Raw genomic sequence first — 15,892 nt, 5'->3', positions numbered from 1 at the left:
CTCCAAAAAAAATGAAAAGAAGAGATTTTATTGAAAAAACCGCTGCAAGTACCGCTTTATTGAGCCTAGGATTGCCCTTGACCAGCTTTACATCTCCGGAGGTAAAACACTTGACGATTCTACATACGAATGATGTACATAGTTATATTGATCCTTTTCCAGCTGATCATCCTAGAAATCCTAATATGGGCGGCGTTGTATGAAGAGCGGCTCTTATAGAATCAATCAGAAAAGAAAATCCAAATGTATTACTGCTTGATGCCGGTGATATTTTTCAGGAAACGCCGTATTTTAATTATTATGGCGGGGCATTAGAATTCAAATTGATGAGCATGATGCACTATGATGCCTCCACAATAGGAAATCATGATTTTGATAACGGCGTAGCAGGTTTGTATGCGCAAATGCCTTACACCAAGTTCGAATTTCTATCAGCAAACTACGATTTTAAAAATACGGTGATGGATGGTTTTGTAAAACCGTATAAAATATTTAATAAAAACGGCATTAAAGTTGGTGTTTTTGGTCTTGGGATTGAACTCGATGGATTGGTGGATAAAGCGATGTACAAAGAGACTGTTTACAATAATCCTGTTGAGGCGGCGCAAGATATGGTTCGGATTTTAAAAAAAGAACAGCAGTGTGATTTAGTAATTTGTTTGTCACATTTAGGTTATAAATACAAAGATGAGCCTAATAAAATTTGTGATTTAAAACTAGTGGAACTGACCCAAGATATTGACTTAATAATAGGTGGTCATACGCATACTTTTCTTGACAAACCAACCGTTGCAAAAAATCTTGTTGGTAAAGACGTTTTGGTAAATCAAGTGGGTTGTTACGGAATTAATTTGGGTCGAATTGATTTTTATTTGGATAACAATAAACAGCATGCATCTAAAGGAACATCAATTATTGTTTAATTTTTCTTAAAGACTTGTCATTTTCAATAAAGTAATTGACCATGAAAAAATAAGAAAACACCTGACAGGTCATTTCGATCAGACTAAAAACGGAAAGTGATAAATAAAATCCATTCAGCACATAAAAAATATCAGAAAGCAATAAACAAACGGACATCAGCAGTAAATTTAGAAAAGCAAAAGTGCCTTTTGCAACGTAATTTACAACAGATATACAAATCAACATGCTTAATACAATACTATAAATTATAATAATTGAAAAATCTGTTTTCATTTTCTCCAATTGCAAACTCAAAATTGTAGTCGATAAAACAACCATCACAATGATTACAATCAGCAATGATAAAATATCTATTTTATCAAACTTTATTTTTTTTAAGCCTTGAAAAAGATGAACTATCAATAGTATATAGACAATTAAAAAACTCAGTACAGAACCGGTTTCTGAATCATTATAGTTCATCAAAATAAAAACATCTCCTATAAAAGAAAAGAGAAAAATTCCGGCTTTAATTAAATCAATTTTGTAATTATTTGTGGTTAAATAATAAATAAAGATTGAGGGTACAACAATAGATTTTGCATAAAGCACTAATGATTCCTGCCCTAGCAAATTAAATAAAATAGTCAATATGCAGGCGGAAAAATAAAGTATAAGAGAAGGTGTATTAGCTTTCATTTGTCAGTTTCATAAAATCATCTTCAGAAATTATCGGGATATTTAGTTTATTGGCTTTTTCTAGTTTGGCTGGTCCCATATTATCTCCGGCAACAACATAATCTGTTTTGGCAGAAATAGAACTTCCCACTTTCCCCCCGTTGTCTTCAATAGCTTTTTTCAAATCGTCTCTAGAAAATTTCTCAAAAACACCCGAAACTACAAAAGTTTTTCCAGAAAGTTTATCGGTGGCATTTGGGTTTATTTTTTCAATAATTTCAAATTGTACGCCATGTTTTTTTAATCTTTCAATAATCATTCTATTTTCTTGATTTTCGAAAAAGTCAATCACACTTTGTGCAATTCGGTCTCCAATTTCATCCACCAAAATCAAATCCATCAATGTCGCCTGACTCAATGCGTCAATGTTTTTATAATGCTTCGCTAATTTCTTAGCTACAGTTTCTCCCACATATCGGATTCCAATGGCGAACAAAACGCGTTCGAAAGGAATATTTTTTGAATTTTCTACCCCTTTCACCAAATTTTCAGCAGATTTTTGAGCCATTCTTTCCAAAGGAAGAATTTGCTTTACGGTCAATTCATATAAATCGGCATAATTATGAACCAATCCATTATTGAAAAGTAACGCTACAGTTTCTCCACCAAGACCTTCAATATCCATCGCTTTTCGAGAAATATAATGCTGAATCCTTCCGATAATCTGTGGAGGACAACCATAAAAATTCGGACAATAATGATTCGCTTCGCCTTCACTTCGCACTAACTCAGTATTGCATTCCGGACAATGTGTGATGTATTTTGTAGACTGCGTATTTTCTGGGCGCTTGCTCAAATCAACGGCAATAATCTTAGGGATTATCTCCCCTCCTTTTTCTACAAAAACGGTATCTCCTACACGAATATCCAGTTTCTCAATTTGATCAGCATTGTGTAAAGAAGCACGTTTCACTATGGTTCCTGCCAATTGCACCGGCTCTAAATTTGCCACTGGCGTGATTGCCCCAGTTCTTCCTACTTGATAGGATATGGAATTTAATTTTGTTGAAACTTGTTCTGATTTGAATTTATAGGCAATTGCCCAACGGGGAGATTTGGCTGTAAAACCCAATTCATCCTGATAATGAAAAGAATTTACTTTTACCACTACGCCATCCGTTTCATAAGGAAGATTATGTCTATGAGTGTCCCAATAATCGATGTATTGAAAAACTTCTTCCAAATTATGAGCTAGTTTTGCTTCTTTAGGCGCTTTAAATCCCCATTGTCTAGCCGTTTCTAATCCTTCAAATTGAGATTTGAAAGGCAGATTATTTCCAATTAAAAAATACAACAAACAATCTAGTGGCCTTTTTGCAACTTCGGCACTGTCTTGCAATTTCAAACTTCCAGAAGCTGTATTTCTAGGATTTGAATATGGTAATTCACCAATTTCGATTAAATCCTGATTCATTTTTTCGAAACCGGCAAAAGGTAAAATAATTTCACCACGCACATCAAATTTATCGGGGAAATTTCCTTTTAACTTTAACGGAATTGATTTTATAGTTTTGATATTATTAGTCACATCATCTCCTTGAAAACCATCGCCACGAGTTATCGCTCGTTTTAATTTTCCGTTTTCGTAGGTAATACTGATTGATGCACCATCATATTTTAACTCACAAGTATATTCTAATGGAACATTTCCTAAAACTTTTTGAAGACGCTTTTCCCAATCTATTAATTCTTCTTTGGAATAGGAATTATCAAGAGAATACATTCGATGTACGTGAGGAACAGTTTGGAAGTTTTTTGTAATCGTACCTCCTACTCGTTGCGTAGGTGAATTTTCATCAAAGTATTCTGGAAATTTATTTTCTAAGTCTTGAAGTTGTTTTAATTTCAAATCAAATTCATAATCAGAAATTATTGGTTTATCCAACACATAATAATTGTAATTGTGTTGATTTAATTCCTCTCTTAAAGTTTGAATCGTATTTTGAATGTCCATAGAAAATAAAAATTGGCTATTTTAGTTTTTGAAAAAGTGTACTAAAATAACCAAATTAAAAGAAACTGCAATACAATTATGACTCTATAATTGTATTTATTTGTTGGTATAAAAGGCCATCACTTAAAAAAGAACCTTGTTGTACTAATGCGAAAATTGAGGTGTTACGCTCTTCGGTAAACTCTTTTTTCCCTACTTTCATTTCAATTGTATCGGTAAACATGTTATCACTAAGCCATTGCAATCCTTCTTTGGTCAGGAAATCAGTTTCAGGAACTAATGATTTCAAAACAATTGATTGAACATGGGTATCAAAACAATGAAAAAGGAAAATATGATTTTTGGAAAAATGCTCTAAATAAGTTGCTTTTGAAAGAACCCCTTCCCAAATCAAATCAGAAAAAACATCTAGTTCTTGTTCTGCTACTTCAGGTTTTTCCGCTTTTATTTTATCCCACTCCGCTTTATCAATTGCTTGTGTAGCTAAAAATGTACTGAATTCCTGATTCAATTCTTCAAATTGTTCTTTTGTTAATCTTGAATATTTCATTATTGTATTTTAGTATTTAACTTTTGTTTTTCAACTGCCCTTTGACGTTTTAAAGCAAAAAAAGCCCTCTCAAACGAGAGGGCAAATTTAATATATTTTTTATCTTTTTAGAAAATATATCTAATCCCAAATTGCGCTTGCCATCTTGAAGCTAAACTAGCATCATAACTGAAGGTTTTAGTTTGCGTTCCATTAAACGTATAAGTAGGAATATTTGCAGTATTAACGCTAACACCTATTGGTTGTACACTGATTGGTTGTTGGATTAATCCCCAATCTGAGTTCAATAAATTTCCTATATTCAAAACATCAACACTGAATTGAATTGTATTTTTCTTTTCTGAAGCTGAAGAAATTTTAAAATTGTAATCTTGGATTAATTTAAGATCCCACTTACCTCTCCAAGGAGATAAAGCACCATAACGTTCTGCATGCTGACCTCTTCTTTCATTCAAATAATCATCTTGTTTGATGTAATTATCAAATGCCGCGCCTTGTCCTACGCCAGAAAAAATCATAGTGCTAATTTCTGCTGTAGTTGGGATGTAAATTAAATCATTCCCAGACGCACCATCATTATTAATATCACCTCCGTAAGTATAATTGAAACGACCTCCTTGAGCGTATTCAAAGAATGTAGAAATAGTGGTTGCCCATTTGTCATTACCATATTTCCATTTTTTAGAACCCACACCAATAAAACGGTGTGTATCTCCATATTTAGAATTAGAAAGCAAGTCATTATTTACATTCCCTAAAGCTGGGTTAAAATTAAAGGCATCACCAGTAATTTCAGCTTCTATAGAATTCACATCTTTAGATTTCAAATAGTTATAGGCTAAACTAGCAAACAATCCATTGTCAAATGTTTTTTGCACTTTAACAGAAGTGTTAAATGCACTTCCTTTTTTTGAATTAGTCAATACATAAGCATGAGCTCTTGCAGGAAAACCATATTCATTCCAAGTACCATAATCGTTAGATCCATAAATTGGTCTGTTATCTACACTATTTAATTGACTTGTAGGTGTTTTTAATCCCCAATCCTGAACATGGACAGCATTTATATCTTTATTATAAGACATATCAACTGTAAGAATATAATTGTTTTCAAATTTATGGTCGATACCTAAACTAGTTCTCCAAACTTGAGGAAATTTAAAATCATTATTAACAACTTCATAGAAAAATGGATCCGTACCACCTACTTGGTTACCAATCCATACAAATGGTAGTTTTCCAGTAAAAATACCAGTTCCACCACGCAATTGTGTTACTTTATTTCCATTTACATCCCAATTGAAACCTACTCTAGGAGACCATAACAATGCATTTCCAGGTAGTTTTGTAGAATCAAAATTTACTGTGCTTCCGTCTTTTGGATTATAATAATTGATAGTTGGAACATATCCTTCTGAATTATCAGTATCAATAAATTTCTGTATTAAATCTGAGGTATTAAAATACAATGGCTTATCAGCTCTTAATCCATATATTAATTTGAAATTATCATTGATATTCCATTCATCCTGAACATAAAATGCTAATTGACCTACAGTAGTTTCAGCTAAATTCCAACCTCCATTTGTTCCATCCTGAAGTGCATTTTTTGTATCAAATGTTGTTTGAGCAGCTGCAATCGCAGAAGCATAATATCCATTTGCAATATTAGCATCAAAACCAGCCATATCTGTACTTCCAAAAACATCAAAACCATATCCCTTAAGATTGAATGAGTTTTTGAAAATGAATTTTTCGAATGAGAAACCTGCTGTATAAGTATGATTTCCTCTTACAATATTTAAATTATCTGTAACTTGAATTACTTTTTGGTCTAATTTATTATTGATTGAAAATGGCTCATGCCCTGCAATTATATAAGGAGAACCGTCTTTAGTTATACTAATAACCGGTGCCGGTGCAGAAAAAGGTTTTCTAAAATCATTAAAATGCGTATAACCTGCTTGCAATTTATTAGTAACTACCTCGCTAAATTTAGAGTTCAACTCCACTAAGAAAGAGTTAATTTGATTATTGATCTGATAACCTGACTTTTCAAATTGCATTGTATTCACATCAGGTCCTCTACGAAGAATTGCTGTAGGATGTGCAGGTTTATCTTTGGATGCATCCAAGAAATTATAAATAAAAGCCAATTTATGATTATCATTAATGTTCCAGTCAAATTTTATAATTCCTTTATTTGAATCTGAATTATGAGTAAATCCTTGGTAAGCTCCTGTATCGTAACCTAACTTTCCTAATTCAGTAGACACATGCATCAAATCAGTGGCTAAAACTCTGGATTCATTTACGCCAGTTGTAGCATTTCCATCATTAGCAACAACATTTGAACCTAAATCGCTTCTTTTATCAATTTCATAATTAGCAAAGAAAAATAATTTGTTTTTAATAATTGGACCTCCAATACTCAAACCCGCTTGAGTTTGTTCTAAAGAAGGTACAAATATCTTCTCTCCATGCACTTTACTACCCGTTAAATCTTGGTTTCTGTAAAAAGCATAAGCAGTACCATGAAATTCATTTGTACCTGATTTTGTAACTGCATTTACAGAAGCACCTGTAAAACCAGACAAAGTCACATCATAAGGAGCCGTGGCTACCTGAATTTGATCGATGGCATCTAGTGATATTGGCTGAGAACCTGTTTGCCCACCAGGAGTTGCCGCATCTAATCCGAAAGGATTATTGAAAACAGCTCCATTCAAGGAATAACTGTTATACTGGTCATTTCTACCGCCAAAAGAACCGCCACTTGCTGAAGGCTCTAAACGCGTAAAATCTTCAGCTGATCTTGAGATTGATGGCAATACTGCCAATTCTCTTCTACCTATAGTAGTCTCAGCGCCAGTTCTTCCACTTTGAAAAACTTTATTTTTAGCCCCAACAACTTTTACTTCTTCTAGCTTTTGACTTTCATCTTTCAAAACAACATCTAAACTAAAGACTTTACCTAAATCAAGGTAAACATCGTTAAATTCTTCAGTTTGAAATCCAATAAAAGTTACCACAATTTTATATGGCCCTCCAATTCTCATATTCAACATATTGAATCTTCCATCAGCATTCGATACTGCAGAATACTTAGTTCCTGAAGGAGTATGAATAGCAAGTATCGTTGTTCCTGGAAGCAACTCATTACTAGAACTTTTCACTATTCCCTTAATACTAGATGTTGTAGTTTGACCTATCATCGAGTGAAGAGCAAATACAAAAAACAATAAAATAATAATTTTTTTCATTTATTTGAATGTTAGTTATTTTGGGCAAAATTAGCCAAAAAAAAATCACTCCTAAGAGTGATTTTTTTATTTTATTAACAAAATATTAGCTAAATGTTATTTTTCAGCAACAATTTCATAAGGTAATTCAATAACTACATCTCTGTGTAATCTAACGCTAGCAGCATATTTTCCTGTACGTTTAACGATTCCACTAGTAATAAATTTTCTGTCAATTACTTGACCGCCTTTTGCTAATGCTTCAGCGATATCAATATTCGTGATTGAACCGAATAATTTTTCACCACCTGCTTTTGCGAAAATTTTAATTTCGATAGCTTTTAAAGTTTCAGCCAATGCTTTAGCATCGTTTACTACTTTTTCTTCTTTATGAGCTCTTTGTTTTAGGTTTTCAGCTAACACTTTCTTTGCAGAAGAAGTTGCCAAATGTGCGTGTCCTTGTGGGATTAAAAAGTTACGACCGTAACCATTTTTCACAGATACAACATCATCTTTAAAGCCTAAATTTTGTACGTCTTTTTTAAGTATAAGTTCCATAATTTCGCTTCTTTATTATTTTAGTAAATCAGCCACATATGGCATTAATGCTAAGTGACGTGCTCTTTTTACAGCAACAGACACTTTTCTTTGGTATTTCAATGAAGTTCCTGTTAAACGACGAGGAAGAATTTTCCCTTGTTCGTTTACAAATTTCAATAAGAAATCAGCATCTTTATAATCAATATATTTGATACCTGATTTTTTGAAACGACAGTACTTTTTAGTTTTGTTTGTTTCTATGTTCAAAGGCGTAAGATATCTGATATCTCCGTCTTTTTTTCCTGAAGCCGATTGTTGTAATGTTGCCATGATAATTAAGCTTTTGTAGATTTTAATTTAGTTCTTCTTCTTTCAGCCCAAGAAATAGCGTGTTTGTCTAAACTTACAGTTAAGAAACGCATTACTCTTTCGTCACGTCTAAATTCGGTTTCAAAAGCAATTAGAACTTCTCCTGCTACTTTGAATTCGAACAAATGGTAAAAACCACTTTTTTTGTTTTGAATTTCGTAAGCCATTTTTTTAAGGCCCCAGTCTTCTTTCGATACCATCTCTGCTCCTCTACTAGTAAGAAAATCTTCAAATTTGCTTACTGTTTCCTTTACCTGAACTTCAGATAAAACGGGATTTAAAATGAAAACAGTTTCATAATGATTCATAAATATTTTATTTATTTGTTAATTTGGGTGCAAAAGTAATCAATTATTTTAAATAAACAATGATGATTTTACTTTATTCGTTGTATGGTAAAAAAAACCGATAAAGATTAGTTTTTTCAATAAATGATTATTAAATTTACTACTCCAAATCTTAAAATACGAAAATTATGAAACTTAATTGTGTAGTAGTTGATGATAGTTCCATTCAAAGGATAATCATCGCAAAGTTAGTGAATAATCATCCAAATCTACATTTAATTGGAGATTTTTCTAATGCAATCGAAGCGAGGAGTTGCATGTCTGTACATAATGTAGATTTAATATTTCTAGATATTGAAATGCCCGTAATTAGCGGTTTTGACTTTTTAGATGGTTTAAAAATAAAACCACAAATTATTTTCATTACCTCTAAAGCCGAATATGCCATGAAAGCATTTGATTATGATGCTACCGACTATCTGCAAAAACCTATTGCTATAGATCGTTTCAATGCATCGGTAAGAAGAGCAATCGATTTATATTCTCTTAAAAAAGAAAATAAAGAAGAAGAAGGTGAACATATTTTCATTAAGAGTAATCTGAAAAAATTAAAAATTTTCACTTCTAAAATTAAATGGATTGAAGCTTTTGGTGACTACGTTAGAGTTGTTACCGAAGAAGATAGTAACTTAGTGCTTTCTACGATGAAATCTTTTGAAAATGATTTGTCTAAAGAAAAATTCATCAGAGTTCATAAGTCCTACATCATAAATATCGACAAAGTAGAACGTTTCAACAGTAAGTTTGCCGAAATTGGAATTACAAAAATACCTTTGAGTAGAAACAAAAAAGAAGATTTAGTTAAAGCCCTATCATTTGCATAAAATTACTTTTAATAAAAATCGACGTTTAGCGTAACTTTTATAGCTCTGTATTGAGCAACAGCCTCAAAACTATTCAATATCTTTTGGATAGTTTTTTTTGTGTTTACTATAGACGTGTTTTGTGGAATTTTAATTATAATCGTTCGTATGTATTCATTCCTAATTCTATTTATAGCTGGTTCCTCAGGACCTAATACCGGCATATTAAGATTTTGACTCATTACTTGATACAGCCACATGGTGCCTTCTTTTAGTTTATCGAAATCACGCTGTTTTAATGTCAGTTTTATGATTCTGAAATAAGGCGGATATTTATAAATTTGCCTGTCATACAATTGCTCCTTATACATTCCCAGATAATCATTATTTGTTACCTGCTGTATCGTATTATGATTAGGATTATACGTTTGAATAATAACTTTTCCTTGTTTCTCCGAACGTCCTGCTCGACCTGCTACTTGAGTCATCATTTGAAAACTTCTCTCGAATGCTCTAAAATCAGGATGATACAACATGTTATCCGCATTCATGATTCCTACCAAAGTCACATTATCAAAATCCAATCCTTTAGCTAGCATTTGCGTTCCAACTAAAATATCAATTTCTCTATTCTTAAAACTATCGATAATTTTCTCAAAACCAAATTTACCACGCGTGGTATCCTGATCCATTCTTCCTGTTTTTGAATTTGGAAAAATAGAAATCAATTCTTGTTCTATTTGTTCGGTTCCAAAGCCTTTTGTAGTCAAATCAACACTAGAACACGAATGACAATGGGTAGGTTTTGCCATTGTATACCCGCAATAATGACAACGCAACTGGTTTTTATGCTTGTGATACGTCAAACTCACATCGCATTGTTGGCATTGTGGCACATGACCACAAGTAATACATTCTATTATTGGAGAATAACCTCTTCTGTTTTGAAACAAAATCACTTGCTCACCTAATGATAATGCGGTATTGATTTCTTCAATTAAAACATCACTGAAATGTCCCGTCATTCTTTTCCGAAAGTATTTATCTTTCAAATCCACCAATTCAATATTTGGCATCATTACGTTTCCAAATCGTTTCGAAATTTCTACTAAACCATATTTTTCTGATTTTGCATTAAAATAGGTTTCTATACTTGGTGTTGCCGAACCTAATAAAACTTTTGCTTTATGCGAATTAGCCAAAACTACCGCAGCATCACGCGCATGATAACGTGGTGCAGGATCTACTTGTTTGAAAGTTTGTTCGTGTTCCTCATCTACAATTACAAATCCCAGATTATGAAAAGGTAAAAACAAAGCTGACCTCGCTCCTAGTACTACTTGTGCTTTCTCCGAATTTACCAAAACTTGATTCCAAACCTCGATACGTTCATTATTATTATATTTCGAATGAAAAACAGCTACTTTATTTCCAAAATAAGTTCTCAATCTTCCTACTAATTGCGTTGTCAAAGCAATTTCGGGCAATAAATACAATACTTGTTTTCCAGAATCAATATATTCTTCGATGAGCTTAATATAAATCTCCGTTTTTCCACTGGAAGTTACTCCATGCAACAAACAGACTTCTTTTTGAGTAAAACTATTTTTGATTTCTTCAAAAGCAGTTTGCTGTGCCTGACTTAATTGAAGTTCTTCTTCCCTTATTTTTCCATTGAAATTTACTCTGTCTTCCTGAAGAAAATAATCCTCAAATATTTCTTTTTCGATTAATGCCTTTATAATTGCCGAAGATGAATGAGCCGCCTCGACAAGTTTTTTAACCGTTATGGGTTTAGCTCCGCTCCGTTCGGCTTCGCCTCGGGTCTTTTCGGTAGCGCTCAATTGAAAATAACTCAGTACAATTTCCTTTTGTTTGTTGGCATTTTTCAAAGTTTCTAATAATTCACCCAAACCTGCATTCGAATCATATTTAGAATGCAAACGCACGTAGCGAACCAGCTTAGGCTTATAACTTTCTGAAATTTCTTCCTGAAGCACTACTATATTTTTATCAATCAACTTTTGAATTACAGGAAAAATATTTTTTTTGTTTAAAATTGATATAATATCCTGCACTTTCAAGGAACTTTGCTGCTGTAAAGCTTCGTAAACCAAAAATTCATCATCCGAAAGGAGACTTTGATCCACAAACAAATCTTGTTTTTGAGAAATTACGGTTTCGCTTTCCAGCAAAAGTGCGCTTGGCATAGCGCCACGATATACATCACCAATAGCACACATATAATAAGAAGCAATCCATTGCCAATGTGTAATTTGGATTTCAGTAACAATGGGTTTTTCATCCAGAATTTGATGAATTTCTTTAGCTTCGTATAAGCTGGGTTTATTTTGATGAATTTCAATAACTAGCGCCGTGTAAATTTTACTTTTACCAAAAGGTACCGCCACACGCATTCCTTTCTTGATATAATGAAATTCGGCTTCAGAAACGCTATAGGTAAAGGTTTTGGCAAGAGAAAGAGGTAAAATTACTTCGACGAAATGCATTTTTAGATTTTTAGCTATTTGTTATTATTGGACAGGCATTAGATTCATTCCATTTAAAATCAACTTTTTACTCTGTACCAATATTGTGTTCGCCCAAACAATGAAATTCCAATAAAACCACGAACTTTAAGTTTGTCTTTTGATTCTAATGTAATATAACATTTATAAAGTTTCCCGTTTTTAGGATCTAAAATTTTGCCTTTAGTATATACGTTCCCATCTTTTGTTAATCCTTTTATGACTATCATTCCAAGAATAGGTTTGTTTCTATCCTCACCTGAACAATTGCTACAAACTTTTTTTTTATGTTCTTCTTCCAGAATCTCAATTACTTTACCATAAATTTTCCCAGATTCCTCATAGATTTCCACTATTGATTTGGCTTTTCCAGTTTCATCATCGATGGTTTTCCATTTGTCAATAACAGTTTGATTTTGACCATAGAAAATGGCAACAAAAAACAGTGCTATAATAACTAATCTACTTTTTTTCATGATACTTGTTTTTTTGCTCTCGCAAGTTAGAGACTTCAAATAAATTGATTGTAAAATTAAACATTAAAAAGGAAAAGATTGTAATGAATAGCAGGAAATAGCTTCATAACTTCATTGGATTAAATACTGAAAATTATTTTTTTGAAATTGTTCAGCCTGTTATTTCGAAAACGTTTGAAACTTTAAACTTTGCTTCTTTACGTCTTTGTCACCCGAAATAAAATCAATAAATTAGCCACTTGAAATTCTATACAAAATAACAATGAAAAATACTGCGCTTACGCACATACACGAGAGTTTGGGAGCAAAAATGCTTCCGTTTGCCGGATACAATATGCCTATTTTATATGAAGGTGTGAATGCTGAACATGAAACGGTTCGAAATGCCGTAGGTGTTTTTGATGTTTCTCATATGGGTGAATTCTTGCTTACCGGACCAAATGTGTTGGCTTTAATACAAAAAGTAACTTCTAATGATGCGTCTACTTTGACTATTGGAAGAGCACAATATTCTTGTTTGCCTAACAATGACGGCGGAATTGTAGATGATTTGATCGTTTACAAAATGAAAGAGGAGCAGTATTTATTAGTCGTAAATGCTTCGAATATTGATAAAGATTGGGATTGGATTGCTGCACATAACGATTTGGGTGTAGAAATGAGAAATTTATCTGATGATTATTCGTTATTGGCAATTCAAGGCCCAAAAGCTGTTGAAGCCATGCAATCATTGTCTTCAATAGATTTATCGGCAATTCCTTACTACCATTTTGAAGTTGGTGATTTTGCAGGAATTGACAACGTAATTATTTCGGCAACAGGTTACACTGGTTCTGGAGGATTTGAAATTTATTGTAAAAATTCAGAAGTAGAACAAATTTGGAATAAAGTTTTTGAAGCTGGTGCTCCTTTTGGAATTAAACCAATTGGTCTTGCTGCTCGCGATACTTTACGATTGGAAATGGGTTTTTGTTTATACGGAAATGACATCAACGATACCACTTCTCCACTTGAAGCTGGTTTGGGTTGGATTACTAAATTCACAAAAGACTTTACTAATTCAGAAAATCTGAAAAAACAAAAAGAAGCTGGAGTTTCTAAAAAATTAGTGGCTTTTGAAATGCAAGAACGTGCGGTACCAAGACATGATTATGAAATCGTTGATGCTTCAGGAAATCCAATAGGAATCGTAACTTCGGGAACTATGTCGCCATCAATGAATAAAGGAATCGGTTTAGGTTATGTTACAACCGAAAACAGCGCTTTAGGCAATGACATATTTATTAGAATCCGTAAAAATAACGTTCCCGCCAAAGTGGTAAAATTACCTTTTTACAAGAAATAAAAATAAATGAAAACAATTTCACTCGCATTATTCTTGACTACATTTTCACTATTTGGTCAAAATGATATCAAAACTTGTGAAATACTTTCTAAAATAAATGCGTTAATTCAGCGCGAACATATTAATCCAAAACCGGTAGACGACAGTTTATCGGTTTTTGTTTTTGACAGCTTCATCGATGAACTCGATCCTTTGAGAAATATTTTTCTAAAATCAGAATTCGATATTTTATCTCAAAAATACCGCCTGAATATTGACAACCTGATTAAAGATAAAGATTGTGCTTTTCTAACCGATATTGCTTCAGTGTACAAAAAAGATCTTTTAAGAAATATGGACCTTTTGGAAAAGATTGATAAAGGAACTGTTGACTATGAATTGAAAGACACGATTCGGTTTTATAAAAAAGCATTCCCAATCTATTTATTAGACAACCAAGTTGAGAAAGTTTGGAGAAAAAAAATTAAATATGAAATTCTGGATGATATAGCCCAAACAAGCAAAAATCTGGATTCTATTAAAGCCAATTTTAATGCATTGGCAATGCATTCTAAAAATACAATTATTCAAAATGAACTTTGCAGAATAAATAGCATTTTGCAAAATGAATCTGGCTTACAAGAAAGTCTTTACAATCATTTTTGTAGTTACTTTGACCCACACACTTCTTATTTTAGCGATGATTCCAAGTTAAGTTTTGTAGCCTCATTATCCAAAGAACATTTATCATTAGGCCTAAATGTAAGTTTAAATAAAAAAAGCGAAATTATTGTAGATGAATTAGACCCTAATGGACCCGCATTTCTTACTGGAAAAATAAAAAAAGGAGATCAAATTATTTCGATTTCAAACCTAAAAGAAACTTTACTGGTTTCATGTGCTTCACTGGAGGCAATTTCGAATATGATTCTCTCGGAAGCTAATAAAAACATTGTACTAACGCTGAAACGCAATTCCGGAAAAAACTTTGAAGTACTTGTAGAAAAGCAAGTCATAAAAGACGAAGAAAATACCGTTTACAGTTTTATTGTAGAGAAAGACATCAAAATAGGATATATAAAAATCCCTAGTTTTTATGCCGATTTTGAAGGTAATAATGGTAAAGGCTGTGCTCAGGATGTTGCCAAAGAAATAATCAAATTACAAAAAGATAATATCAAAGGATTAGTTATTGATTTAGTTGATAATGGTGGCGGTTCCATGGAAGAAGCGATAAAATTAGCCGGAATGTTTATTGACGACGGTCCAATATCCGTAGTAATTGATAATAAAAAAGTACAAACTACAATTGATGATCCGTATAAAGGAATGCTTTACAAAGATCCAATTGTACTTCTAATAAATGGTAATTCGGCATCAGCGAGTGAGTTTTTCGCATCGGTTCTTCAAGATTACCATCGGGCGTTATTAATTGGCAGCATCACTTTAGGTAAGGCAACTATGCAAACCATAGTTCCATTAGAAGAAAATGATAATAAGAATTTTGTAAAAGTAACTGTCAATAAATTTTACAGAATAACTGGAAAAAGTCATCAAAGTTTGGGCGTTTTTCCAAATGTAGTTCTGCCGGAAATCTACGAGACAATATTTCCAAAAGAGAATAACTTCCCTACGGCTTTCAAAAATGACAGCATCAATACTTTCATTAGATTTAGGCCTTATGCAAAAAATAATTTGATTCAAAAAGTATTAGAAAATAGCAGGCTACGAATTGTTAACGACGACTATTTTAATGATATTAAAACAATTAATAAAAGAATCGACGATTTGGTAAACCAACCAAAGAAAGCAATACCATTGACAATTGATACAGTTTTTGAGGAACAAAATAAAGTCAGTGATTTATGGGAAGAGATTAATTCTTTTGATTCCGGAAGTATTGATTTGAATGTTTACAATTCTGATTTAAATCGATTCCTTCTCGCTATTCATCCCTCAGAAAAAGTTAACAATCAATTCCAATTGGATGCTTTAAAAACGAATCATTATTTGAATGAGGCCATTACAATAATTGAAGATTTTAATGCTTTAAAATAAAATAACAGTATCAATTTATTTTTAATTCGATAAAAGAATTTAATTTGATTTTGGTAAAAT

General features: G+C 32.5%; 12 protein-coding genes and 1 pseudogene. 4 read left to right on the top strand and 9 right to left on the bottom strand.

What is annotated here, in order from left to right; translation table 11 throughout:
- The first annotated feature begins 11 nt into the window (after positions 1-11).
- Positions 12-923 (top strand): annotated as a pseudogene (locus tag FNW38_RS06010) (bifunctional metallophosphatase/5'-nucleotidase).
- Here FNW38_RS06010 and FNW38_RS06005 read toward each other — a convergent pair.
- The 7 genes from FNW38_RS06005 to rpsF all read right to left on the bottom strand — a co-directional run bounded on the left by FNW38_RS06005 (position 913) and on the right by rpsF (position 8,604).
- On the bottom strand, positions 913-1,602 hold the full coding sequence (locus tag FNW38_RS06005; RefSeq protein WP_143386539.1) for a lysoplasmalogenase family protein: 690 nt from the start codon (positions 1,600-1,602) through the stop codon (positions 913-915). The pseudogene FNW38_RS06010 and the gene FNW38_RS06005 overlap by 11 nt on opposite strands.
- Complete coding sequence (gene ligA, locus FNW38_RS06000; protein ID WP_143386540.1) at positions 1,592-3,595, bottom strand: NAD-dependent DNA ligase LigA; 2,004 nt, start codon at positions 3,593-3,595, stop codon at positions 1,592-1,594. Before ligA ends, FNW38_RS06005 begins: the two co-directional genes overlap by 11 nt.
- A gap of 76 nt (positions 3,596-3,671) precedes the next feature.
- Complete coding sequence (locus FNW38_RS05995) at positions 3,672-4,145, bottom strand: DUF6495 family protein (protein ID WP_143386541.1); 474 nt, start codon at positions 4,143-4,145, stop codon at positions 3,672-3,674.
- Between the two features lie 107 nt (positions 4,146-4,252).
- Positions 4,253-7,408 (bottom strand): TonB-dependent receptor, encoded by a 3,156-nt coding sequence (locus FNW38_RS05990; RefSeq protein ID WP_143386542.1) that lies wholly within the window; start codon positions 7,406-7,408, stop codon positions 4,253-4,255.
- Between the two features lie 96 nt (positions 7,409-7,504).
- A complete protein-coding gene (gene rplI, locus FNW38_RS05985; RefSeq protein WP_143386543.1) occupies positions 7,505-7,945 on the bottom strand; it encodes a 50S ribosomal protein L9 in 441 nt (146 codons plus the stop codon).
- 15 nt (positions 7,946-7,960) lie between these two features.
- On the bottom strand, positions 7,961-8,257 hold the full coding sequence (gene rpsR, locus FNW38_RS05980; protein ID WP_007138295.1) for a 30S ribosomal protein S18: 297 nt from the start codon (positions 8,255-8,257) through the stop codon (positions 7,961-7,963).
- Between the two features lie 5 nt (positions 8,258-8,262).
- Complete coding sequence (rpsF, locus tag FNW38_RS05975) at positions 8,263-8,604, bottom strand: 30S ribosomal protein S6 (RefSeq protein WP_035671622.1); 342 nt, start codon at positions 8,602-8,604, stop codon at positions 8,263-8,265.
- Between the two features lie 167 nt (positions 8,605-8,771).
- On the opposite strand from rpsF, the gene FNW38_RS05970 reads away from it, so the two are divergent.
- Positions 8,772-9,467 (top strand): LytR/AlgR family response regulator transcription factor, encoded by a 696-nt coding sequence (locus tag FNW38_RS05970; RefSeq protein WP_143386544.1) that lies wholly within the window; start codon positions 8,772-8,774, stop codon positions 9,465-9,467.
- A gap of 8 nt (positions 9,468-9,475) precedes the next feature.
- Here FNW38_RS05970 and priA read toward each other — a convergent pair whose 3' ends face one another.
- Together priA and FNW38_RS05960 are read right to left on the bottom strand one after the other, a co-directional pair.
- Positions 9,476-11,956, bottom strand: coding sequence for a replication restart helicase PriA (gene priA / locus FNW38_RS05965; RefSeq protein ID WP_143386545.1), 2,481 nt, complete (start codon positions 11,954-11,956; stop codon positions 9,476-9,478).
- Between the two features lie 59 nt (positions 11,957-12,015).
- A complete protein-coding gene (locus FNW38_RS05960; protein ID WP_143386546.1) occupies positions 12,016-12,450 on the bottom strand; it encodes a DUF2147 domain-containing protein in 435 nt (144 codons plus the stop codon).
- Positions 12,451-12,712: 262 nt separating this feature from the next.
- On the opposite strand from FNW38_RS05960, the gene gcvT reads away from it, so the two are divergent.
- Together gcvT and FNW38_RS05950 are read left to right on the top strand one after the other, a co-directional pair.
- Positions 12,713-13,795: a glycine cleavage system aminomethyltransferase GcvT gene (gene gcvT / locus FNW38_RS05955; RefSeq protein WP_143386547.1), complete on the top strand. Its 1,083-nt coding sequence runs from the start codon at positions 12,713-12,715 to the stop codon at positions 13,793-13,795.
- A 6-nt stretch (positions 13,796-13,801) separates the two neighbouring features.
- Positions 13,802-15,832: a S41 family peptidase gene (locus FNW38_RS05950; RefSeq protein WP_143386548.1), complete on the top strand. Its 2,031-nt coding sequence runs from the start codon at positions 13,802-13,804 to the stop codon at positions 15,830-15,832.
- The last annotated feature ends 60 nt before the right edge of the window (positions 15,833-15,892 follow it).

This window comes from Flavobacterium gawalongense, from assembly GCF_007097265.1.
In the GTDB taxonomy this organism is placed as follows: domain Bacteria; phylum Bacteroidota; class Bacteroidia; order Flavobacteriales; family Flavobacteriaceae; genus Flavobacterium; species Flavobacterium gawalongense.
The sequence above is the reverse complement of the archived record's forward strand: the minus strand, read 5'-3'. Positions and strand labels throughout refer to the sequence as shown.

Bases quoted from the DNA above. Each gene is read 5' to 3' on its own strand.
- FNW38_RS06005 (WP_143386539.1), bottom strand. From the start codon at position 1,602: ATGAAAGCTAATACACCTTCTCTTATACTTTATTTTTCCGCCTGCATA.
- ligA (WP_143386540.1), bottom strand. From the start codon at position 3,595: ATGGACATTCAAAATACGATTCAAACTTTAAGAGAGGAATTAAATCAA.
- FNW38_RS05995 (WP_143386541.1), bottom strand. From the start codon at position 4,145: ATGAAATATTCAAGATTAACAAAAGAACAATTTGAAGAATTGAATCAG.
- FNW38_RS05990 (WP_143386542.1), bottom strand. From the start codon at position 7,408: ATGAAAAAAATTATTATTTTATTGTTTTTTGTATTTGCTCTTCACTCG.
- rplI (WP_143386543.1), bottom strand. From the start codon at position 7,945: ATGGAACTTATACTTAAAAAAGACGTACAAAATTTAGGCTTTAAAGAT.
- rpsR (WP_007138295.1), bottom strand. From the start codon at position 8,257: ATGGCAACATTACAACAATCGGCTTCAGGAAAAAAAGACGGAGATATC.
- rpsF (WP_035671622.1), bottom strand. From the start codon at position 8,604: ATGAATCATTATGAAACTGTTTTCATTTTAAATCCCGTTTTATCTGAA.
- FNW38_RS05970 (WP_143386544.1), top strand. From the start codon at position 8,772: ATGAAACTTAATTGTGTAGTAGTTGATGATAGTTCCATTCAAAGGATA.
- priA (WP_143386545.1), bottom strand. From the start codon at position 11,956: ATGCATTTCGTCGAAGTAATTTTACCTCTTTCTCTTGCCAAAACCTTT.
- FNW38_RS05960 (WP_143386546.1), bottom strand. From the start codon at position 12,450: ATGAAAAAAAGTAGATTAGTTATTATAGCACTGTTTTTTGTTGCCATT.
- gcvT (WP_143386547.1), top strand. From the start codon at position 12,713: ATGAAAAATACTGCGCTTACGCACATACACGAGAGTTTGGGAGCAAAA.
- FNW38_RS05950 (WP_143386548.1), top strand. From the start codon at position 13,802: ATGAAAACAATTTCACTCGCATTATTCTTGACTACATTTTCACTATTT.